The organism is Chryseobacterium ginsenosidimutans, assembly GCF_039536845.1.
GTDB classification, from domain to species: domain Bacteria; phylum Bacteroidota; class Bacteroidia; order Flavobacteriales; family Weeksellaceae; genus Chryseobacterium; species Chryseobacterium ginsenosidimutans_B.
Genome location: NZ_BAAAZJ010000003.1, coordinates 310,230 through 332,223, shown reverse-complemented (window position 1 = coordinate 332,223; position 21,994 = coordinate 310,230). Strand labels below are relative to the sequence as shown.

Genomic DNA, 21,994 nt, shown 5'->3' with positions numbered 1-21,994 from the left:
TCGTACTTTTGCAGCTTAATTTAAGTATCAAACTCTAATGAATTACGTTTCTGTTGAAAATCTCACCAAATCCTATGGTATAAAAGTTTTGTTCGAAAATATTTCGTTCCATGTGAATGAAGGTGACAAAATTGCCATCGTTGCCAAAAATGGAAGCGGAAAATCTACCCTTCTGAAAATCCTGATGGGAAAAGAAATCGCAGACAGCGGAACTGTGAGCATTAATAAAGATATCCAGGTTGTTCTTTTTGATCAGGAGATCGAGTTTGATTCTAATTTAACGATTGATGAGTTTATGATGACGCTTGATTCTGCACCAATTCAGGCGTTAAAAAATTATCATAAGTCGCTATTGTCTACAGATTATGATTTCATTGAAAAAGCTTTAGCTGAAATGGAAATTCATAAAGCCTGGGATCTGGAAAATGATATGAAACAAATTCTGTCCCAATTGAAAATCACCGATCTTGAAGCAAAAATGGGAACTCTTTCCGGAGGTCAGATCAAACGTGTTGCTCTAGCAAAATTATTGACAGAAACCAGAGCCGAACACAGACACACACTTCTCATCATGGATGAGCCGACCAACCATCTTGATGTAGAAATGGTAGAATGGCTGGAAAGTTATCTGAGTAAGGCAAAAATCACTTTAATACTGGTAACCCACGACAGATATTTTCTGGATGCAGTCTGCGGAATTATCTGGGAAATGGAAGATAAAAATCTATATTTCCATAATGGCTCTTATGCGACGTATCTTGAAAACAAAATGATTCGTGAGGACAATATGAACGCAACCATCGATAAAGCCAACAACCTTTACAGAAAGGAACTGGAGTGGATGCGAAGACAGCCTAAGGCGAGAACTACAAAATCTAAATCCAGACAAGATGACTTTTACGAAACTGAAAAAATAGCTAAAACCGACACCAGAAAAGAATCTCTTGAGTTAGATTTCGAAATGAAAAGACTCGGAAATAAAATTCTGGAACTTAGAAATATTTCTAAAAGTTACGGAGATAAGTTATTGTTAAAAGATTTCAGTTACCAGTTTCAAAGAGGAGAAAAAGTAGGAATTGTAGGAAAAAATGGTGCCGGAAAATCTACATTACTGAATATCATTCAAGGGCTTGAACCAAAAGATTCCGGAGAAATTGAAACGGGAGAAACCATTAAATTCGGTTACTTTTCACAAAAAGGACTTAAATATAAAGAAGACGAACGGGTAATTGATTTCATTAAAGAAATTTCTGAAAACTTTCCTTTAGCCAACGGGAGAACGATTTCTGCATCACAGTTTTTGAGATTATTCTTATTTGACGATCAGACACAATACTCTCCTATTTCTAAACTTTCGGGTGGTGAAAAAAGAAGGCTGCATCTGATGTATATTTTGTATCAGAATCCTAACTTTTTGATATTTGATGAACCTACCAATGATCTTGACCTTCCTACTTTGACGGTATTGGAAAATTTCCTACTGAATTTCCAGGGAAGTTTGATCATCGTTTCTCATGACAGGTATTTTATGGACAGAATTGTTGACCATATTTTAGCGTTTGAAGGTGAAGGAAAAATCAAGGATTTTATCGGAAACTTCTCAGAATACAGAGAGAATTTAAAATTAGAAGAAAAAAATCCGAAAGCTGTAGTAGAACAAAAAGTTGAAACACCTGCTCCAACTCCCGTTACAAAACCTCAGCAACAAGCTTCGAAAAGAAAACTTTCTTTTAAAGAACAAAGAGAACTGGAAACCATTGATAAAGAAATTCCTGAATTGGAAGACCAACGTGCAAAAATTCTTGAGCAGCTTAATAACGAAACTGAATATGAGAAAATTGCAAAACTTTCTGCCGAATTAGAAACAATTTCTGAAAAACTAGAAAATCATGAAATGAGATGGCTTGAACTTCAGGAGATATAATGAGCTTTAGGGTTGGAGGGTTTTAGAGTAAAAATGTTAATAATTTTTGTCATCAGCATCAGGTTTTAAAACTTAAATGTAACACATCAAACGCTCCAACCCTCTCATCCTCCAACTCTAAAACTCTCCAATTCTCCTACAAATAAACCACCTTTCCTTCTTTAGAACTTTCCATTGCAGCGTCTATGATTTTCATATTCCTGATAATCTCCCCCGCAGGCGAAGGCAGAGCATATCCGAAAACAATGAATTCATAAATCTGCTGATAATAATTCATATAATTTCCTGGGTCGCTAAGTGTAAAATATCTTTCCTCTTCCTTATTTTCATTTAAAAAATTAAGAATTCCGTCATCGTCTCTTAAAGGCAGAACCCAATTTTCACCGTATGTCGGAATTGATCCTGCAACCAATTCATTTTCCTGATTATCACTCCTTTCCTGTAAAAAGCTTCCTTTTTCGCCCTGAAGAATATAAGCATAATGCGCTTCTTTACTGAAAACAGAAGATTTCAATCTTACTCTCAGATCATTCTGATAAAATAAAATAATTTCAAAATAATCATTGGCAAATTCCTTTCCTTTCATTGAAAAAACGTCTGCAAACAATTTTTCAGGGAAACCAAAATATTGTACTGCCTGATCTACCAAATGAGATCCCAAATCGTGAAGAGATCCGGAACCCGTAGCGTCAGGATTTTCTTTGTGAGCTTTTCCGCTAGGCTCGGTTCGGAATCTGTCGAAACGGATTTCAACTTCTTTAATACTTCCCAACATTCCTTCGTTCATTACTTTCTGAACCTGAAGATAATCACGATCAAATCTTCTGTTTTGATAAACACTTAAAAACAATCCCTTTTCTTCAGCAAGTCTTACCAATTCTTCTGCTTCGGCAACATTTACTGTAAAAGGTTTTTCAACAATTACATTTTTCCCTGCTTCCAAAGCCATTTTTGTATATTCAAAATGAGTCTGAACAGGCGTATTGACTACAACCAATTCAATATCTGCATTTTCCAGCATTTCTTTTACTGAACGATAAATTGTCGCATCAGGATATTCTTCTTTAGAATCTTCCTTACTTCTTTCTACCACCGCAGACATTAAAAATCCCGGATGTTCTTTTAAAAAAGGAGCATGGAAAATTTTTCCGCTCATTCCGAATGCACAAAGTCCTACTTTTACCAATTGCATAATCAAATTTTTAAACAAATATATTCATAAAATGCTTTACTGAGTTACCCACTATTTATTACCAATACTATTTTCTTTAAAAAAAATGATAAATGTCACAATAATTATTTTTAATAATTCTAAATAAACCCGAACAATTACTTACTTTTGCGACTTATTTAAAACCACTCTAAATAATAAACTAAAAATGAAAAAGGAGCTAGTAACCTTAGGATTATTATTCATAACCGTGTCCTTAAGTGCACAAATGAAAAACGTTGAAGCTGACACGGTCAGAGTTCAAAGTATTGAAGACGTTAACCTTTACAAGACAGGAAATCCAAACAAAGCAAAATCGTTATCTACAAAATCAAATTTGACGGTAATGGAGACTCCACAGCCAATTGCCATTATTTCTCATGAAATAATTGAACAACAACAGGCAAAACAGTTGAGCGATGTTCTTCAAAATGTAAATGGTATTTACCTGACTTCATCAAGAGGAAATTCTCAGGACAGCTTTGGCGGACGTGGTTTCATTTTAGGGAATGATAATATTTTCAAAAACGGATCTAGAATAAACAGTGGGGTTTTTCCTGAAGTTAGTGGCCTGGAAAGAGTTGAAGTCCTGAAAGGTGCTAATGCAATGCTTTACGGAAATACGGCAGCAGGTGGTGTTATTAACATGATTACAAAAAAGCCTAAGTTCAATTTTGGAGGAAGTGTAGGAATGAATGCAGGAAGCTGGAATTCTTACAAACCAACAGTTGATATTTACGGACCCCTATCCAAAAATATTGCCTTCAGAGTAAACGGAACTTACGAATATGCCGAAAGTTTCAGAGATGTTGTAGAGTCTAAAAAGTATTATTTCAATCCTTCATTTTTATTTAATTTAAGTGATAAATCACAATTAATTGTAGAAGCAGATTATCTTAAGAATGACTTCACTCCTGATTTTGGGATTGGATCCATTACTGAAAAAGATCAAAGTTATAGATTAAATGATGCTGTATCCAGAAACGTTTTCTTTGGAACTGACTGGCAATATCAAAACGTACAGCAAGCTTCTACCAATGTAACTTTCAACCATCAGTTCAGCGAAAAATGGTCTTTGAATGCCACTGCCTCTTACCAAAACTATACTAAAGATTATTTTTCTTCTGAAAGAGTACAATGGACTTATGATAAAGTTCAAACCAATCGTCTTTCCTGGGCAAGACCTTTTGGTAAAACTTACAACGAGCAAAACTATACTTCAGCGCAAGTAAACTTAAATGGTGAATTCAACACAGGAAAAATCAATCATAAAGTTCTAATTGGTTCTGATGCAGATTATAGTCAAGCAGATTCTTATGCATACACTTTGGCTACTACCTCTAATGTTTTATTTTTAGATGACCCTTCAACATGGGGAAGCATTAATATGCCAAATTCTACTCTTGCTACCAAAAATAGAATCAACACAAGGAGAATCGGGATATATGCTCAAGATTTCATTAGCTTAACAAAACAACTTAAAGTTATTGCAGGTGTAAGATGGTCTTATGTAGAAAACATGCCGACATTAACAACGCGTTTTGCATCAAATGATAAAATTCAAGTAGCAAATTCATCAACTTCGGACAATGCATTTTCTCCAAAAGTAGGTTTGGTATATGCTCCAAATGAAAACCTTTCAGTTTTTGCAACATACACTAACTCATTTGCTTCAAATGCAGGGTATACTTCAGATCAATTTGGTGCGGTAAATACAAATCAATCTGCAACACAAATTCAAAATCAGCTAGCTACTTTATCAAGACAAAGTATAAAACCATCAACAGTTGATCAGTATGAAGTGGGTGTTAAAAAGAACTTCTGGAACAATGCTTTAGCAGTTAACTTAACGGCTTACCAGATCATGTATAACAACTATTATCAAACATATTGGTTTGTTCCTGCAACTACACCCAATGCAGCGCCAGTAAATTCAACAGATACCAATCTTAAAGAATTGGCAGGAGATATGAGAAGCCGCGGTGTGGAATTGGACATTACAGGAAATCCGACAGAAAATTTATCGATTATCGGAGGTTTCTCTTATAATAATTCTGTTTACCTAAACACTCCTGAAAAAGGTTATATTGAAAATCAAAGATTAGTAAGAACTCCGGCTACAACAGCAAATGCATCCGTTTTCTATAAATTTACGAACTATGTAAAAGGTCTAAAAATTGGTGCCGGAATTTATTACATTGGAGACAGAATCGCAGGATGGAATGATACAAAATCTACCAATGTAAGCAGAGGGAATGTAACCAGAATGTTTGATTTAAAAGACTACACAACAGTTTCTTTATCTGCAGGTTATGAATGGAATAAATTCTCAATCCAAGGAAAAGTAGGAAACCTTTTCGATGTAGTAAACTATAATGTACACGAAAATTACTCTGTTAATCCTATTACGCCAAGAAATTTTTATTTCACTTTGACGTATAAACTTTAACATTTTAATATTATTAATAATTTCTTCATATAAAGTGGGAATTGCAATTTTGCAGTTCCCACTTTTGAACTTAAAAAAACAAACAATAAGATATGGATAAAATCAAGGACACAAGAAGTTTCATGAGAATTACACACCGTTATTTGGGATATTTCCTTGCCGGAATTATGGCAGTCTATGCGTTAAGCGGTGTTTTATTGGTTTACAGAGATACAGACTTCCTGAAAAATGAAAAAAAATATGACAAGGTTATCGGCAAAAATCTTTCTGAAAAAGAATTAGGCAGAGAATTAAAGATGAAAAACCTTGAAGTGGAAAAAACAGAAGGAACAGTTTTAAAATTCAAACAGGGAACTTACGATTCGGCGACAGGGCAGGCAAAATATTCAAAAAAAGAGCTTCCTTTCGTTTTGGATAAAATGACGAAACTTCACAAAGCTCAATCAAAAGATACACTTTCGCCCTTAAACACTTTTTTTGGTATCTCATTATTTTTCTTTGTGATCTCAAGTTTCTGGATGTTTAATCCTAAAACAAAAGCCTTCAAACGTGGAATGATTTTTACCATTGCAGGGCTTATTATTTCTATACTTTTATTAGTGATATAAAATTGTTATACTTTTAATTTTAATCCTGAAATTCGTTAATCTTTATATACCTGAATAAACAAGAATTACTTAAAATTCACTAAACATTGATTAGTCTGGCACATTTATTGATTTTCTGACAACTACAAATAGTAAGCATTAAACATTAAAAGTATAAATTATGAAAAAACTAATTTTAACAGGAATACTAGCGGCGGCAGGTTTAGTTACAACTATGAATGCTCAAATTCAACAAGGTAACTGGCTAGTAGGAAGTAGTTTAATATCTAGTAATTTTGGATTAAATACGGGTGGTGGATACAACATCGGTTTACAGCCCAAAGGAGCATATTTTATAAAGGATAATGTGGCAGTTGGTGGATATGTTGATTTAGGATTCAACAAGGTTACCAATGGAAGCCCTACAGAATTTACATATGGAGTTGGAGCTTTAGGACGTTACTATCTTTCTCCAGGAGAAAAAGGTGTAGATAATTTATTGAACCACGGACGTTGGTTCCTTGAAGGAAACGTAGGTATTGGCGGTAGATCTGTTGAGAATGCAGACTCTACAACCGGACTAGATTTCGGAGCAGGCCCAGGATATTCATATTTCATTACTCCTAATATAGGTTTGGAAGGTTTAGTAAAATATAGAGGAAGAGCAGGTTTTGGCAGTGAAGGTTTAAATTCAAACATCTCGTTTAATTTAGGTTTCAGTATTTACATTCCCACTTCAAAAGCTAAACAAGTCGCAAATGACGTAAAATAAGAATCACTTCACACACACATATACACTTAAAATTGAAATCGCCCCGGAAAAATTTCCGGGGCGATTTTCGTACAAATTAAAACTAAACTATAAAAAATCAAATAAATCATGTATTGGGTTGGGGCGTATATCTCAGATACGGCTTTATTTCTGTCACTCCTTTCGGGAATATTTTTCTGGCATCTTCTGTTGAAATTGACGGTGGAACGATCACATCTTCTCCATTTTCCCAATTTACAGGAGTTGCTACTTTATGGGAATCAACTAACTGTAATGAATCCAGCACTCTCAAAATTTCATTAAAATTTCTTCCTGTTGAAGCAGGGTAAGTGATGATTAACCTTACTTTTTTATCAGGATCAATAATCAATAAAGAACGAACTGTCGCCGTCACAGAAGCATTGGGATGAATGAAATCATACAGTTCAGAAATCTTCCTGTCTTTATCTGCAATGATAGGGAACTGTACCTTCGTATTTTGCGTTTCATTAATATCATTAATCCAGTTTTGATGATCTTCTACTCCATCTACACTCAAAGCAATTACTTTAGTTCCTCTTTTATCAAATTCCGACTTTAGTTTTGAAGTATATCCCAGCTCGGTAGTACAAACCGGTGTATAATCTGCAGGATGAGAAAACAAGATCCCCCATGAATCTCCTAAATATTCATAAAAATTGATGTCTCCTGCAGAAGTTTCTGCCTGAAAGTTCGGTGCTGTATCTCCTAGTTTAATTGACATAATATTTTGCTCTTATTAGTCTACAAATTTAGTAGAGTTTTTGGAACTGGCAAAATTTTTGTTTAAAAATTATATCTTTAACTAAAAAAAATTCCAATCATGCAGAAAAATGGTTTAGGTTATATTGATGTTGTGTATAATGTATTAGAAAACTGGTATTTAAAATTTGCAGAACTTACTCCAAAATTGATTGTAGGAATTCTGGTATTTTTATTTTTCCTCATCACCAGTAAATATTTAAGCCAAATTGCTGTAAAACTTTTCCATAAATTCTTCCCTAAAAGCCAAAAAGAAAGTTCATTAGTTACTCTGATTAGTATTTTCAGATTTTTAATTATGGTTATGGGAACTTTCATTTCCCTTGAAATTATGGGATTCAGTGGTTTTCTTTGGAAATTTATCGGAAGCCTGGGAGTTGCAGGGGTAATTGCAGGGGTTGCTTTGAAAGATCTTGTTTCAAGTATATTTTCAGGAATGTTGATTGGAATTGATAAAGCCTTTAAAGTCGGAGATTACATCACGATAGGAGCACATTCCGGAACCGTACAGGAAATCGGATTTCTAACAACAAAAATCATTACTGACGACGGAAAAAAGGCATATATTCCGAATCAGGTTGTTTTTACTGCTCCCTTTTATAATATTACGGCTTCACCTCAGCGAAGAATTATTTTAAATTTTGAAATTCCTGCAGATGAAGATATCAACAAAGCTCAAAAAGGAATTTTAGAGATCATCAAAAATCTGGAAAATGTTGATAAATTGGACACTGCAGAAGTTATTTTCACAGACCTTAAACAGGGAGTTTTTAATCTTCAGGCAAAATTCTGGATGAAAGTGGGAGCCAATATGGTTCAGCTAAAAAGTGAAGCTTATTTAAAAATAAAGCAGCAGTTTGACTCAGACGGAATTCAGTTGGTAACTCCTACAAGCATCAATATTACCAATGGAGAAAATTTAATCAACGAAAATCACGATTAATAAAAAAGCAACCGTTAAATGGTTGCTTTTCTTTTTTTATATATGTGCTTTATTTGTCAAGCTGTTATTTTTAAATTATCAAACTCTTTTCAATATGATATTTAAAAAGATTTTCTTTCCTTGAGACGTCAATTATTGCCGGCAATTTGAGATTGACAATTAAGAAAGAAAGAAAGAAGTATAGATCTATTTTCACTGTAAAGCTTAATCATTTTAAAATGAATACGTTATATTTCTAAAAAGGTATTATTTAATAGATTTATTTTTTGAAATACTGTCTTTTTTAGACATTTTGGCTACGGAATCATTTTCAATTTTAGCTTCTCCCATCTCGTAACTCTTATTATTTCCGGTATCAATTTCTGTATCTACAACTGCAACCCCGGTAGTCACTGTACAATATTCTCCTTTTTGCTTTGAACATCCTGCCAAAAATAATATCAAAGAAAAAACAGCTAATGTTATTTTATTATTTTGAAAATAAGGAGGAATATATTTAAAGAGTTGAGTTTTTATCTTCTCAGATTTATCCGGTTCATTATTAGTTAATTGATGATTATAGAATCTTCCGCAAATACTTTCATCTCTTCTTTCGACAAAAATCTGTTGAATTTCTTCAGGTTGTTTTTCTGTAAAATCAATTACACATTTACTGCAAACAGAACAAAATCTACCCTTTTCCTGAAGAGACATCAATTCCCATTTTTCTGAACAGGGATTCGGAATATGTATATTTTTCATCAAATACTATTTAATTTAAAAATGAAAAAACCGTTCCAAAAATGAAACGGTTTTTAATTTATATAAAAATTTTAGTATTAAGCTAAAACTTCTTTTACTTTGTTTGCAGCTTCTTCTAAAGTAATTGCAGAATGTACAGGAAGACCTGACTCGTCAATTAATTTTTTAGCTTCAACAGCGTTAGTTCCCTGCAATCTTACGATCAATGGAACCGGAAGGCTACCCATTGCTTTGTAAGCGTCTACAACACCTTGAGCAACTCTGTCACATCTTACGATACCTCCGAAGATGTTGATCAAAATAGCTTTTACGTTTGGATCTCTCAGGATGATTCCGAAAGCAGTCTGTACTCTCTGAGCATCAGCAGTTCCACCTACGTCCAGGAAATTTGCAGGACTACCTCCAGATAATTTGATGATATCCATTGTTGCCATTGCAAGACCAGCTCCGTTTACCATACAAGCAACGTTACCGTCTAGCTTTACGAAGTTAAGACCAGCTTCACCAGCTTCAACATCCATAGGATCTTCTTCTCTCGTATCTCTCAACGCTTCAAGATCTTTGTGACGGAACAATGAGTTACCATCCAAAGTTACTTTAGCATCTACCGCGATAATTTTGTTATCAGAAGTCTTTAATACAGGGTTGATTTCGAAAAGAGAAGCATCAATTCCTACATAAGCATTATATAAAGACGTAATGAATTTTGTGAATTCTTTGAAAGCATTCCCTTCAAGACCTAAGTTGAAAGCAATTTTTCTAGCCTGGAAACCCTGAAGACCCAAAGCAGGATCGATCAGTTCGTTGTGGATCAAATGAGGAGTTACCTCAGCAACGTGCTCAATATCCATACCACCTTCAGTAGAATATACGATTGTATTTTTACCTTCAGCTCTGTCTAAAAGAATAGAAACATAAAATTCTTTAGTTTCAGATTCTCCAGGATAATAAACATCTTCTGCAACCAAAACAGAGTGTACTTTTTTACCTTCAGCAGAAGTTTGTGGAGTTACCAACTGCATTCCGATGATGTTTTGAGCGTTTTCTTTAAGCTTATCCATGTTTGGAGAGAACTTAACACCACCACCTTTACCACGACCACCTGCGTGAATTTGTGCTTTTACAACCCAAGCCTGCGCTCCGGTTTCAGCAGTCAATTTTTCAGCAGCAGCTACAGCTTCGTCTACATTATTAGCCACAAAACCACGTTGGATTGCTACTCCGTACTTTGATAAAATCTCTTTTGATTGATACTCGTGAAGATTCATATTATTTTTATTATTTTATTTTAAAATTTAAAGGTTGACAAATTTACTAAAAAGACACGGAAGTTCAAGTTTATTGACTTTAAATTTTAAGTCCAAAGAACTTGATTTTTAACATGTCTTAGATTTTGTACTATTCTCCGGATAATTTTTCAGACTGCAAATCGATAAAAGGAATTTTAACACCTCAAAATTCAGCTAAAAGCTCAGTGAAATATTCAAGACGATCAAATGTTTTGATGAGCCGCCTTCTTCTGTTGGTTTTCATTTTAATTTATTTTTAAAAGATGATCATCATTTGTTGTTGATATTTTCAAGTCTTTGCTGAGTGTTAATGCCTTTGTCAACGAAGAAAAACGCTATAAAACCCTTGTGAACTTTAATTGAGAGCTTCGACAGGCTCAGCATGACATTGCTAATACTAACAGCTTTGACGCTCGCTTCGCTCGCGCTTTTATTCTTAAATTTACAAAAGAGCTTTTTGTGATTATCTTTTTCAACCCTGTTAATATATCGGTCTGAGCCTGTCGAAAACTTATTTATTCTTAAATTCTATTTTTAGCAAAATAAAAAATCAACATTAGCCAGCTAAGAATCATAAATAATCCTCCAAGCGGAGTAATTGGACCTAAAAATTTAAGATTTGCTCCTAAATAATCCTGAAGACTCAGGAAATAAATACTCACGGAAAATAGGAATGTTCCCACAATCATCAAAATTGAAGTCCATTTTTCCGAAGGTGTTTCGAATTTTAAAATGTAACCGATAATCAACAAAAAGAATGCTGCATACATTTGATATCTTACTCCTGTTTCAAAACTTTCGAGCCTTTCCACAGACAAAATTTTCTTTAAAGCGTGCGCGCCGAATGCACCCAAAATTACGGATAACATCCCGTATACGGCACCAAAAACTAAAGTTATTGTTTTCATTTTATTAATTTATTCCAGCGGATCCTTTTTAGCAAATCCGTTTTTATTTATAGTTTAAAATCTTAAATATTAATGATATGGCTCCGATTCCGACAAAAATCCATGCGAATTTTTTATTCCGAGCAAAACCCGGATGTTTAGTCAACTTTAGAAATATTCCGAAAGCCAACATAAAAGCTGCGACAATAATTCCAAACATTATTGGCCTCTTAATCTGTTAAATTCATTGATAACCTCATGATGCGTTACCGTTTTATCTTTGAAGTAGGTCACAAAATGTTGCTTTTCTTCTTCGGTTGCTCCCATTTGGTTTAAAATATTCAACAGGTGCATTTTCATGTGCCCTTTTTGAATACCCGTCGTCACCAAAGAACGTAACGCTCCAAAATTCTGAGCCAGTCCTGAAACCGCCAAAATACTCATCAATCCCTGAGCAGAAGGCTTTCCAAGAAGTGCTAAAGAGAATTTTACCAATGGATGAAGATTCGTCAAACCGCCCACAACTCCCACAGAAATCGGAAGATCGATCCAAAATCTGAAAATCCCGTTGTCGGTTGTACAATGTGTCAAAGAAGAATATTTTCCGTTTCTCGCTGCGTATGCGTGTGCGCAAGCTTCAGTCGCTCGGAAATCATTTCCTGTTGCGATGACAACTGCGTCTACTCCATTCATAATTCCTTTATTATGAGTTGTCGCTCTGAAAGGTTCAATTTCAGCTATTGTTACAGCCTGTTTGAATTTTCTTGCAAATTCTTCGTTTGAAATTCCGCTGTCGTCTTTTAAATCATCAATTTTACAGGAAACCTCGGCTCTTACAATACAATCCGGTGTAAAGTTGGAAAGAATATTCATCACGATCTGTAAAGTATTTTTCTCTTCCTGTGTAAAATCTTCACTTGTCGCGACCTCCTGCTTCAGTGTTTTCCCGAACTGTTCAAGACAAGAATTAATAAAATTAGCGCCCATAGAATCTACCGTATCAAAACTTGCTTTAAGCTGGTAATAATTAGGCATTTCAGCAGTTTTGTCCACTAATTTTATGTCTAAAATTCCGCCTCCGCGATTTCTCATGTTTGCAGTGATCGCTTCCGTAGCATCCAATAGTTTTTTCTTTAAATTAAAATTAAAGAAATGCTGCAATTTGTGAGATTCTACATCAAATATAAAATGAGTATGACCTAATTTTTCATTATTGATGATTGTAGTTTTAAAGCCTCCTTTATCAATCCAGAATTTTGCAGCCTTTGAAGCAGCTGCAACAACAGAGCTTTCTTCAACCGCCATTGGAAGTGCGAATAATTTTCCGTCAATTAAGAAATTCGGGGCAATTCCGTAAGGCATATAGAAATTGGATATCGTGTTTTCAGAAAACTCATCATGAAGTTTCTGAAGATCAGTATTTTCGTTCCAATATTGATTTAATATATTTTGATATTCTGTATTTCCTTCAAGGTATTCGTTTACAAGCCAATCGATTTTTCCCTGTTTTGTTAATTTGGAAAAACCTTCTACCGGTTTATGATTCATAACATAAATTTAATGACCGTAAATATAGTAATTTTGTCTCTGCCAATTGTTGATAACTTCCATCAAAAAAGGTTGACGTTTATCAATTTTGGAACTACATTTGAATAAAATATTATTTTAAAACTATTTTTTTAATAAATTAAAGATGAATTTTGACCGCCTCAAAGAAAAGCTCGAAATCCTCGCCGATGCAGCGAAATATGACGTTTCCTGTTCATCAAGCGGAGGTTCGAGAAAGAATAAAAAAGGCGCTTTGGGAGACAGTTCCGCAAGCGGAATTTGTCATACCTATACCGAAGACGGACGATGTGTTTCGCTCCTCAAAATTCTTTTAACCAACCACTGTATTTATGATTGTGCTTACTGCGTTTCGAGGAGTTCGAATGATATAAAAAGAGCCGCTTTTACGGTTGATGAGGTTGTTGATCTAACTATCAATTTTTACAGAAGAAATTATATTGAAGGCTTATTTTTAAGTTCAGGCATCTTCAAAAATGCTGATACAACGATGGAACGTTTGGTTCGTGTTGCGAAAAAATTACGTCTTGAAGAGAATTTTAACGGATATATTCATTTAAAATCAATTCCGGGGGCAAGTGACGAATTGATGCAGGAAGCAGCTTTGTACGCCGACAGATTATCTATTAATCTTGAAATTCCGACAGAAAGCGGATTGAAATTACTGGCTCCTGAAAAAAACCGACAGGACATGCTTAATCCGATGAAATATATTCAGAACGGAATCGCTCAATATAAAGATGAAAAGAAAATTTTCAGAAAAGTTCCGAAATTTGCTCCTGCCGGACAATCGACTCAAATGATTGTTGGGGCTACGAATGAAAATGATTTACAGATTATCAAAGTTGCGGATCATTTTTATAAAAATTTCAATCTTAAAAGAGTGTATTATTCCGGTTATGTTCCTGTTTTGGAGGATAATAGGTTACCTTCTTTGACGACAGAAGTCCCGATGCTTCGTGAAAATCGTTTGTATCAATCAGATTGGTTGATGCGTTTTTATGGTTTTAAAGCTGATGAAATTTTAGATCCGAATATGCCGTTTTTAGATCTGGAAGTTGACCCGAAATTGAGTTGGGCACTAAGACATCTACATCAATTTCCTATTAATTTACAAACTGCAGATTATCAGATGATTTTAAGAATTCCGGGAATTGGCGTGAAAACGGCTCAGAAAATCGTGAGCGCAAGACGTTTTCAGGTTTTGAATATGGATCATTTGAAAAAATTGGGAGCAGCCGTGAATCGTGCTAAATATTTTATTGATTTTAATACCGGAAATGCTTTTTTGAAATATTTGACGGATCAAAATTTGAGAAAATTATTAATTGGCGGAAGTTCTTCGAAGTTTCATAATCAGTTTTCGCAACAGTTGACATTATTTTAACAAAAATTTAAAATTTCTACGATTAACAGAATAAAATTATTTCCTTATTATTACTCTAATAAAAAACTTAATAATTATGGGAAGTGTATTTGGACACATATTAGACATTCGCCTTTTCGGTATCAATCCTGACAGTACTGCAGATCAAACAGCACTTATACAAGATGCTATCAATCAAGCAGCAACATTAAGAAAACAATTGTATTTTCCGAATGGAACATATTATATAAAAGCTGATGATAATCCACTTAATTATCCTGATTTTTTAAGAGATTCAGGAGGCTTGGCTTTGCAGGATAATTCTGATTTATTATTGGAAAATGACGCTAAATTTTATGTCATCCCCAATAATAAAAAACAATATAATTTATTTAGAATTTACAATAAGAAAAACGCAAAAATAAAAGGTGGAATATTAATTGGAGATAGATATTCTACTGAGAAAAATGGAATTACAGGAGAATGGGGTTATGGTATAGCTGTTTCAGGAAGTGAAAACGTCTATATAGAAGACGTTCAATCTATTGATATGTGGGGAGATGGTATTAATTTACAATTTGCAGAACCTGATACAAGCACATACCTTGATTGTAAAAATATTCAGATTACAAATATTCATTGTTATAACAATAGGAGACAGGGAATGTCGATTGAAAGCGGAATAGATGTAATAGTGCAAAATTCTATATTTGAGAAAACAAACGGAACAGGACCAGGTTGTGGAATTGATATTGAGTCAGCCAGTATTAACAGCACTGTAAAAAATGTAATTATACAAAATTGTGTTTTCAGAGACAACGCTTCGAGTGGAGTTTTGATAATGAGCCGAGTAGATGGTGCAAGTGTTTTGAATTGTAAATTTGAAAATAATCAAGATTTAGAGGGACAATTAAAATTATATAGCAATATCGGGAATATAAAAATTTTCGGAAATACACTAATCGGTGATGGAATCAAGGCTGGCGGAGCATCTTTAATCAATGGTTCTAATATTCAATTTATAAATAATACTATAAAAAATGGAATATTAAAAATTGTAACAATAAACAATGGCAGTAATAATGAAATAAACATTACCGATAATTTTTTTAGTTCGGATTTTAGTTTCTGGTCTCCATTTTTTACTGACGGTTCTCATGAAATTAGTATAAATTTCAGAAATAATGTTATTGATTACAGAAATGTATCTGATTTAAGCAATTCTATTGGTTTAAATCTTTCAAATATTACAAACAGCAATTTTACGGATAATAAATTTTATAATATTATTGGAATAAATGTAATTGGAAGTAATAATACATTCAAGAATAATATTATTGACAAGACTTCTTCTACTTCTATCGTTGTGACTGGTAATTATAATATTATATCAGGAAATAGAATTATTAATCCATGCTATATTTATGATGTCTATGCAGTATTTAATTTAGATGGAAACTTTAATTCTGTATTTGAAAATACTGTTGAAAAAACTATTTCTACAGTATCCCAAAATTTGGTTAATTTATCCTCAACCAGCAAAGGGAATAGCTTCTTTTCAAATATTTCTTATCCAATCACAATAAACATTGGTTCTACAGATCCTTCTAATTATTTTAAAATAAAAGATAATTTGCCTGCAGCCTCAATTGTTGGAAAAGCTGGAGATGTAAAAAAAGATAATACAGATTATTACTTATGTGTTGAATCTTCGGAATTAGATGATTTAGGAAACATTACTCAAAATGCAATTTTTAAACAGATTGTTTAGAATTCGTAAAAATATTATATGACCACCCTACTCTACGACGGAAGCTTCGACGGACTTTTTACAGCGATATTCGAAGTTTTTGAATATAAATATAAGGATGTGGAAATCGTAAGTAGGGAAAGGTTTCATCAGGAAAATATCTTTGCAGAAATTCATGAAGTGATTACGCAAAATAATAAGTCTGAAAGGGTTTTAAACAAATTGGAACAAAATATTGGCAGGTCTGGTGTTCATCAGTTATTAAAAGTTTTTTTATCAGAAGATCCTGAACAGGAACAGCTTATTTTATCTGCAGTAAAACAATCAATTCAACATCCGACCGAAAATATACTGCAAAATTATGCGGACAATCATATTTTAAATATTTCAAAAATCTGTAAATCCGTTGACAGAGAAAGACATCGAATGACCGCTTTCGTAAGATTCGAAAAAATGCAGGACGATGTTTTCTTTGCCAAAATTGATCCTGATTTTAATGTAATTCCTTTAATATTAAAACATTTTAGAGACCGTTATCAGGATCAAAAATGGATGATCTATGATTTGAAAAGAAATTATGGAATTCTTTACGATCTGGAAAATTGTGATTTCTTTTACCCTGATGAAAAATTAAATCTCCACCAATATCAACAGAAATTTCACAATGAAGAAACTCAATATCAAACGCTTTGGCAACGGTATTTTACGAAGACTAATATTGTGGAAAGGAAGAATTTGAAATTGCATATTCAGCACGTCCCCAGAAGATACTGGAAATACCTTACTGAGAAACATTGATTTTTTCACATCTTGACAATTCTACAGTGAAAACAGCATAATATATTTTCAACCCGACAAATTTTAGACAATTTTAATAATTAATATTCAAAACTCTTATAAAGTTACTGCCATTATCTGAACTTGTTTTTGTAAATTTGTGTTCGAAATTTTTTACTAGATGAAAGAGAGTGCTGTAAAAAAAATTGCAGTTCTTACTTCAGGAGGCGATTCTCCGGGTATGAATGCAGCATTAAGAGCGGTGGTAAGAACCGCAAATTATTATAATATAGAATGTTACGGAGTAAGAGAAGGCTACAATGGTCTTATTCACGATGATTTCCTGAAAATGGGACCTCGTTCCGTAAAAAACATAATCAATCAGGGCGGTACCATCTTAAAATCTGCCCGTTCCAAAGAATTCAGAACCTTTAAAGGACGTCAGCAAGCTTATGACAATTGCGTGAAATACGGAATTGATGCTTTGGTATGCATCGGAGGTGACGGAACTTTTACCGGAGCAAAAATCTTTAATGAAGAATTCGGAATCAAAGTAATTGGTGTACCGGGAACTATTGACAATGATATTTTCGGAACAGACAATACCATTGGATATGACACAGCCTTAAATACAGCCATGGATGCAATTGATAAAATCCGTGATACGGCAACATCCCACAACAGAGTTTTCTTTGTAGAAGTGATGGGTCGTGATGCCGGATTTATTGCTTTAAACAGTGGTTTGGCAACAGGTGCTTTGGATATTTTAATTCCTGAAAAAAGAGATAGTCTGGATGAGTTATTTGCTAACTTCAGAAATGCAGAAAAAACAGGAAAGGCTTCAAGTATTGTGGTGGTAGCAGAAGGCGAAAAATTGGCCAACATCTATGAACTGGCTGAGAAAACTCAGAAAGAATTTCCTGATTACGACATTAGAGTCGCTATTTTAGGCCATATTCAGAGAGGAGGATCACCAAGTTGTGCTGACCGGGTTTTAGCAAGCAGGTTGGGTTATGGAGCTGTTGTAGGGCTTATGGAAGGGCAAACTAATGTAATGGCGGGAATGCGTTCAAATGATATCGTATATACAGAAATCGAAGAAGCCATTAAAAAACACAACGAAATCAATAAAGATCTTTTACTGATTTCAGAAATTTTAGCAATCTAATATTTTTAATATAATTTAAAACAAACTATTATGTCAACAATTAAAGTAGGTATCAACGGGTTTGGTAGAATTGGACGTCTTGTTTTCAGAGCAATGACTGAAAGAGACAACATCGAAGTAGTAGGAATCAATGACCTTATCGATGCTACATACATGGCTTATATGCTTAAATATGATTCTGTACACGGTATTTTCCCGGGTGAGGTTTCTGTAGAAGGAAACGATCTTGTGGTAAACGGAAAAAGAATCAGAGTAACAGCTGAAAGAGACCCAAACAACCTTAAGTGGAACGAAATCGGAGCTGATTATATCGTTGAATCTACAGGTTTATTCTTAGATAAAGAAAGTGCTGCAAAGCACATTAATGCAGGTGCAAAGAAAGTAATCCTTTCTGCTCCTTCTAAAGATGATACGCCAATGTTTGTAATGGGTGTAAACCACAAAGAACTTACTGACGATATCAAAATTTTATCAAACGCATCTTGTACTACAAACTGTTTAGCTCCTTTAGCTAAAGTAATCCACGATAACTTCGGAATCGTAGAAGGTTTGATGACAACTGTACACGCTACAACAGCAACTCAGAAAACTGTTGACGGTCCTTCAATGAAAGACTGGAGAGGTGGTAGAGCTGCTCTAAACAATATTATTCCTTCTTCTACAGGTGCTGCTAAAGCGGTAGGAAAAGTAATCCCTTCATTGAACGGAAAACTAACAGGTATGTCTTTCAGAGTACCAACTGTTGACGTTTCTGTAGTAGATTTAACGGTAAGATTAGAAAAAGCTACTTCTTACGATGAGATTTGCGCTGCTATCAAAGCTGCTTCTGAAGGTGAATTAAAAGGTATTTTAGGATACACTGAAGATGCTGTAGTTTCTCAGGATTTCGTAGGAGATAAGAGAACTTCAATCTTCGATAAAGATGCCGGTATCATGCTTTCTCCTAACTTCGTAAAACTTGTTTCTTGGTATGACAACGAAATGGGTTATTCAAACAAGTTGGTTGATATGTTGATCCACGCTGCTTCTTTATAATTAAGAAAAATCAGTAATGATAATATAAAACCTTCCGATTGGAAGGTTTTTTTAGTTTTTACCCCCAACATAAAAATCTAAACAATAAAATAATGAATCCCCTGCAAAATTTGCAGGGGATTCCAGTTTATCCTTTTCAAACAGCTAACAGAAAATTCTAAACTATTTTTGACATATTCGTAAACGATTGTAACTTAATGATATTTTCCTCATATAAAAATACGAAGAAATGAACTATAAAACAGAACGTTTTAGAAATGAGTTTTCATGATTACTAGCTAATGCAAATTTTAAAATTTTTTCAACACAAAAAAATCCCCCTTTTGTAGTATTTTTAAGAAAACTTTAACTATTTTAGTCACTTAGGTTAGATATGGATAATTCTGAGAAAAAACATCCTTTAATTGAAGTCTGGAATACGTATTCAGGTCTAAGAAAGGAAATTAAAAACATTTCAAACATTCCTCCCATTGAGCAGATTCTTGGGGAAATGTTTGCTATTGGCGAATTTTATTATTACGCCATAAATCTTACCAATAGTACTATTTCGCATCAACATCCAAATCTTTTAAAACTTCACGGACTAAAAAAATATCCTGAAAATTTAAAAGAAATTATTGACCTCACACATCCTGATGACATCGAATTTATTATAAAAGCCGAACAAAAAGTAGTTCAAAAAATGATGGAAATAGGTCGCGAACATCAGCTTTATTTAAAAGCCAGCTACTGTTTCAGAATGAAAACTGCCGCAGGAAACTATGAATTATTTCATCATCAGGCTGTTCTTACACAGGAAGATGAACAAAAAAACCTGATACAATCTATTAATATTCATACCAATATCAATCACATTACAAAAGAAAATCCACATACGGTTTTGATTTCAGGGATTGGATTGAGAAACGATTTCCATCAGATAAAAATTGAAAATCCGCCAGCATTTGAAAACTTTTCAGAAGTAAATTTAACCAAACGAGAAACTGAAATTTTAGCACTTATTGCAAAAGGATATTCCGGATCAGAAATCTCAAAAATGTTGATTTTATCAGAACACACCGTTCGCACCCACCGAAAAAACATTTTAATGAAAACTCATTCCAGAAACGGTAAAGAATTATTGAGAAAAGCATTTGAGTGGGGATTAATTTAAATAATTTTAATTTTCCATAATAAGATTCAATTCATAAGCTGACAAATCTCACTACGGAATTTCGGCTTAAAACTTGTATTTTTATCCTTAATGGAAAAAGCAATTTTACAACCACGTTTCAGAGATTCATCGCATTTTAAAGACTTTTGGACGAAAGGTAACGGACAACAGCTTCTCGAATTCTCAGGTGCAGAAGTAAGCTTCGATGACTTTGAAAAATTTTCACCTTATTTTTATCATGTCGATGAAATTGGTGACCAGGTTGTAAAAGATGTTTATTTGACCAAAAAATTTCACGAAGCATCCAGAGAAATCGAACAATATATCCGAAACGGAGTTTCAGAAAATGACAACATTCCTGAAAGTGTAAAAACACTCTTTTCGCAGACCCAGAAAATTCCGGATTGGCTGGATTATGACCTTATCAAAAGCGGTGCAGAACTCTGCATGAGAAGTAATCTGGACTCGCTGATCTCTCTTCGGGACTATTGTTTAATCGGAGGTTATGATTACGCTTACCTCAACAAACCTTTGATTGCCACAGAAGCCTTGAAAAAAGGAGCAGTCAAAAGGCTTTCTGAAACACTGGATTTTTGGGTCAACACAACAAGATATGATGCCTTGGAAATCCATAAGAAAGGGTATGAATTTGCTATAAAAACCCGGTTAATTCATTCTTACGCAAGACTTTCCATTAAAAAGCATTACAAAGACTGGGACACGGAAAATTGGGGAGAACCAATCAATTCGTGGGATATGATGGCAACTTACATTGGTTTCAGCCTGGTTTTCATGCACAGTCTTCACAAATTGGGAAACACATTTTCTGTTGAAGAAGAAAAAGGACTTTTTCACCTTTGGAAATATGTAGGATATCTTTTGGGAATTCCCGAAAATCTTCTGCCTAACAATAAAAAACAGGCAACACAATATTTCTATTTATGGACTTCTATTCAGCCTCCAGCCGATAAAGATTCTGTTCTTCTCGCCCATTCTTTGTTGAATGAATCTTTGGAAAATCCTATTTTAAAATACAAATTCCAAAGGAAAAATCTTCGTTATCTCCACATCTGCTGCACTTGGTTTTTGCTAGACGATGAGGTTTGCAAAAGACTGGAGATCCCTAAGGTTTCTAGTAGAAAAGCTTTTCCGAGAACTAAATGGATGATCAATAAAATCTATGATACATTAGTTAGCCGACAGGCCAGAATCAACAAAGGAAATAAAGACCAGATGAAAGTATTGAACGACTATCACAATATTACCCAAAATTCGAATTTTCATTAAAATTTTTCTGTTATTATTATTCTTTGCCAATTGCTCGTAATTTATTTTTAGGAGCTTAATCCCGCTATCCACTCATACTCCTCACTCCAACGCTCTCCCACACTCTAACCCCACAATTCTCCAACTCCCAGTTGCGGGGTAACCGTTTCTATCGGGGCTAAAACTCCGGTCATCAATATAAAAACTGCTATTATCAACAAGCTCAAGGAAATAAAATATTTCTGTAAAAAAGTGATTTGTTTTTATTTGCATTCACTTCATTTTGAATGAGATCAATAGGCAAACTTTATATTTTTTTAACTATAAAAAC

General features: G+C 34.0%; 18 protein-coding genes. 12 read left to right on the top strand and 6 right to left on the bottom strand.

The features are described from left to right. The first annotated feature begins 37 nt into the window (after positions 1-37). The gene (locus ABD745_RS01560; protein WP_344824152.1) at positions 38-1,924 is read left to right on the top strand and encodes an ABC-F family ATP-binding cassette domain-containing protein; all 1,887 of its coding nucleotides are present in this window, start codon (positions 38-40) and stop codon (positions 1,922-1,924) included. A gap of 136 nt (positions 1,925-2,060) precedes the next feature. Here ABD745_RS01560 and ABD745_RS01555 read toward each other — a convergent pair whose 3' ends face one another. Next, positions 2,061-3,116 (bottom strand): Gfo/Idh/MocA family oxidoreductase, encoded by a 1,056-nt coding sequence (locus ABD745_RS01555; protein WP_344824149.1) that lies wholly within the window; start codon positions 3,114-3,116, stop codon positions 2,061-2,063. Between the two features lie 187 nt (positions 3,117-3,303). Between ABD745_RS01555 and ABD745_RS01550 the strand changes: the two genes are divergently transcribed. The 3 genes from ABD745_RS01550 (at position 3,304) to ABD745_RS01540 (ending at position 6,942) form a co-directional block, all read left to right on the top strand. Then, positions 3,304-5,583, top strand: a complete 2,280-nt coding sequence (locus ABD745_RS01550) for a TonB-dependent siderophore receptor (RefSeq protein WP_344824147.1) — start codon at positions 3,304-3,306, stop codon at positions 5,581-5,583. Positions 5,584-5,675: 92 nt separating this feature from the next. Continuing rightward, positions 5,676-6,191, top strand: coding sequence for a hypothetical protein (locus tag ABD745_RS01545; protein ID WP_344824144.1), 516 nt, complete (start codon positions 5,676-5,678; stop codon positions 6,189-6,191). 160 nt (positions 6,192-6,351) lie between these two features. After that, the gene (locus ABD745_RS01540) at positions 6,352-6,942 is read left to right on the top strand and encodes a hypothetical protein (RefSeq protein ID WP_344824141.1); all 591 of its coding nucleotides are present in this window, start codon (positions 6,352-6,354) and stop codon (positions 6,940-6,942) included. Between the two features lie 106 nt (positions 6,943-7,048). Here the strand turns inward: ABD745_RS01540 and ABD745_RS01535 are convergent, their stop codons facing one another. Continuing rightward, positions 7,049-7,684: a peroxiredoxin gene (locus ABD745_RS01535; protein WP_344824138.1), complete on the bottom strand. Its 636-nt coding sequence runs from the start codon at positions 7,682-7,684 to the stop codon at positions 7,049-7,051. 99 nt (positions 7,685-7,783) lie between these two features. On the opposite strand from ABD745_RS01535, the gene ABD745_RS01530 reads away from it, so the two are divergent. Further along, the gene (locus tag ABD745_RS01530; protein ID WP_344824135.1) at positions 7,784-8,665 is read left to right on the top strand and encodes a mechanosensitive ion channel family protein; all 882 of its coding nucleotides are present in this window, start codon (positions 7,784-7,786) and stop codon (positions 8,663-8,665) included. Positions 8,666-8,911: 246 nt separating this feature from the next. On the opposite strand, the gene ABD745_RS01525 is transcribed toward ABD745_RS01530, so the two are convergent. The 4 genes from ABD745_RS01525 to ABD745_RS01510 all read right to left on the bottom strand — a co-directional run bounded on the left by ABD745_RS01525 (position 8,912) and on the right by ABD745_RS01510 (position 13,130). Continuing rightward, positions 8,912-9,406, bottom strand: a complete 495-nt coding sequence (locus ABD745_RS01525) for a hypothetical protein (RefSeq protein ID WP_344824132.1) — start codon at positions 9,404-9,406, stop codon at positions 8,912-8,914. A 77-nt stretch (positions 9,407-9,483) separates the two neighbouring features. Next, the gene (gene sucC / locus ABD745_RS01520) at positions 9,484-10,674 is read right to left on the bottom strand and encodes an ADP-forming succinate--CoA ligase subunit beta (protein WP_047399473.1); all 1,191 of its coding nucleotides are present in this window, start codon (positions 10,672-10,674) and stop codon (positions 9,484-9,486) included. A gap of 542 nt (positions 10,675-11,216) precedes the next feature. After that, positions 11,217-11,603, bottom strand: coding sequence for a DUF423 domain-containing protein (locus tag ABD745_RS01515; protein WP_344824129.1), 387 nt, complete (start codon positions 11,601-11,603; stop codon positions 11,217-11,219). A gap of 198 nt (positions 11,604-11,801) precedes the next feature. Continuing rightward, a complete protein-coding gene (locus tag ABD745_RS01510) occupies positions 11,802-13,130 on the bottom strand; it encodes a hydroxymethylglutaryl-CoA reductase, degradative (RefSeq protein ID WP_344824126.1) in 1,329 nt (442 codons plus the stop codon). Between the two features lie 145 nt (positions 13,131-13,275). Between ABD745_RS01510 and ABD745_RS01505 the strand changes: the two genes are divergently transcribed. From ABD745_RS01505 to ABD745_RS01475, 7 genes are all read left to right on the top strand, one after another. Continuing rightward, positions 13,276-14,535, top strand: coding sequence for a putative DNA modification/repair radical SAM protein (locus ABD745_RS01505; protein ID WP_344824124.1), 1,260 nt, complete (start codon positions 13,276-13,278; stop codon positions 14,533-14,535). A 76-nt stretch (positions 14,536-14,611) separates the two neighbouring features. After that, positions 14,612-16,285, top strand: coding sequence for a right-handed parallel beta-helix repeat-containing protein (locus tag ABD745_RS01500; protein ID WP_344824121.1), 1,674 nt, complete (start codon positions 14,612-14,614; stop codon positions 16,283-16,285). A gap of 18 nt (positions 16,286-16,303) precedes the next feature. Further along, a complete protein-coding gene (locus tag ABD745_RS01495) occupies positions 16,304-17,062 on the top strand; it encodes a TIGR03915 family putative DNA repair protein (protein WP_344824118.1) in 759 nt (252 codons plus the stop codon). Between the two features lie 160 nt (positions 17,063-17,222). Further along, entirely contained in the window at positions 17,223-18,209 is a 987-nt protein-coding gene (gene pfkA, locus ABD745_RS01490) for a 6-phosphofructokinase (protein ID WP_047399465.1), read from the top strand. A gap of 30 nt (positions 18,210-18,239) precedes the next feature. After that, positions 18,240-19,244 (top strand): type I glyceraldehyde-3-phosphate dehydrogenase, encoded by a 1,005-nt coding sequence (gap, locus tag ABD745_RS01485; protein ID WP_047399464.1) that lies wholly within the window; start codon positions 18,240-18,242, stop codon positions 19,242-19,244. Between the two features lie 373 nt (positions 19,245-19,617). Next, the gene (locus ABD745_RS01480) at positions 19,618-20,397 is read left to right on the top strand and encodes a response regulator transcription factor (RefSeq protein WP_344824113.1); all 780 of its coding nucleotides are present in this window, start codon (positions 19,618-19,620) and stop codon (positions 20,395-20,397) included. 90 nt (positions 20,398-20,487) lie between these two features. Beyond that, positions 20,488-21,684: an oxygenase MpaB family protein gene (locus ABD745_RS01475; protein WP_344824110.1), complete on the top strand. Its 1,197-nt coding sequence runs from the start codon at positions 20,488-20,490 to the stop codon at positions 21,682-21,684. The last annotated feature ends 310 nt before the right edge of the window (positions 21,685-21,994 follow it).

Excerpts from the sequence above, each read along its gene's own strand:
- ABD745_RS01560 (WP_344824152.1), top strand. The coding sequence starts at position 38 with ATGAATTACGTTTCTGTTGAAAATCTCACCAAATCCTATGGTATAAAA.
- ABD745_RS01555 (WP_344824149.1), bottom strand. The coding sequence starts at position 3,116 with ATGCAATTGGTAAAAGTAGGACTTTGTGCATTCGGAATGAGCGGAAAA.
- ABD745_RS01550 (WP_344824147.1), top strand. The coding sequence starts at position 3,304 with ATGAAAAAGGAGCTAGTAACCTTAGGATTATTATTCATAACCGTGTCC.
- ABD745_RS01545 (WP_344824144.1), top strand. The coding sequence starts at position 5,676 with ATGGATAAAATCAAGGACACAAGAAGTTTCATGAGAATTACACACCGT.
- ABD745_RS01540 (WP_344824141.1), top strand. The coding sequence starts at position 6,352 with ATGAAAAAACTAATTTTAACAGGAATACTAGCGGCGGCAGGTTTAGTT.
- ABD745_RS01535 (WP_344824138.1), bottom strand. The coding sequence starts at position 7,684 with ATGTCAATTAAACTAGGAGATACAGCACCGAACTTTCAGGCAGAAACT.
- ABD745_RS01530 (WP_344824135.1), top strand. The coding sequence starts at position 7,784 with ATGCAGAAAAATGGTTTAGGTTATATTGATGTTGTGTATAATGTATTA.
- ABD745_RS01525 (WP_344824132.1), bottom strand. The coding sequence starts at position 9,406 with ATGAAAAATATACATATTCCGAATCCCTGTTCAGAAAAATGGGAATTG.
- sucC (WP_047399473.1), bottom strand. The coding sequence starts at position 10,674 with ATGAATCTTCACGAGTATCAATCAAAAGAGATTTTATCAAAGTACGGA.
- ABD745_RS01515 (WP_344824129.1), bottom strand. The coding sequence starts at position 11,603 with ATGAAAACAATAACTTTAGTTTTTGGTGCCGTATACGGGATGTTATCC.
- ABD745_RS01510 (WP_344824126.1), bottom strand. The coding sequence starts at position 13,130 with ATGAATCATAAACCGGTAGAAGGTTTTTCCAAATTAACAAAACAGGGA.
- ABD745_RS01505 (WP_344824124.1), top strand. The coding sequence starts at position 13,276 with ATGAATTTTGACCGCCTCAAAGAAAAGCTCGAAATCCTCGCCGATGCA.
- ABD745_RS01500 (WP_344824121.1), top strand. The coding sequence starts at position 14,612 with ATGGGAAGTGTATTTGGACACATATTAGACATTCGCCTTTTCGGTATC.
- ABD745_RS01495 (WP_344824118.1), top strand. The coding sequence starts at position 16,304 with ATGACCACCCTACTCTACGACGGAAGCTTCGACGGACTTTTTACAGCG.
- pfkA (WP_047399465.1), top strand. The coding sequence starts at position 17,223 with ATGAAAGAGAGTGCTGTAAAAAAAATTGCAGTTCTTACTTCAGGAGGC.
- gap (WP_047399464.1), top strand. The coding sequence starts at position 18,240 with ATGTCAACAATTAAAGTAGGTATCAACGGGTTTGGTAGAATTGGACGT.
- ABD745_RS01480 (WP_344824113.1), top strand. The coding sequence starts at position 19,618 with ATGGATAATTCTGAGAAAAAACATCCTTTAATTGAAGTCTGGAATACG.
- ABD745_RS01475 (WP_344824110.1), top strand. The coding sequence starts at position 20,488 with ATGGAAAAAGCAATTTTACAACCACGTTTCAGAGATTCATCGCATTTT.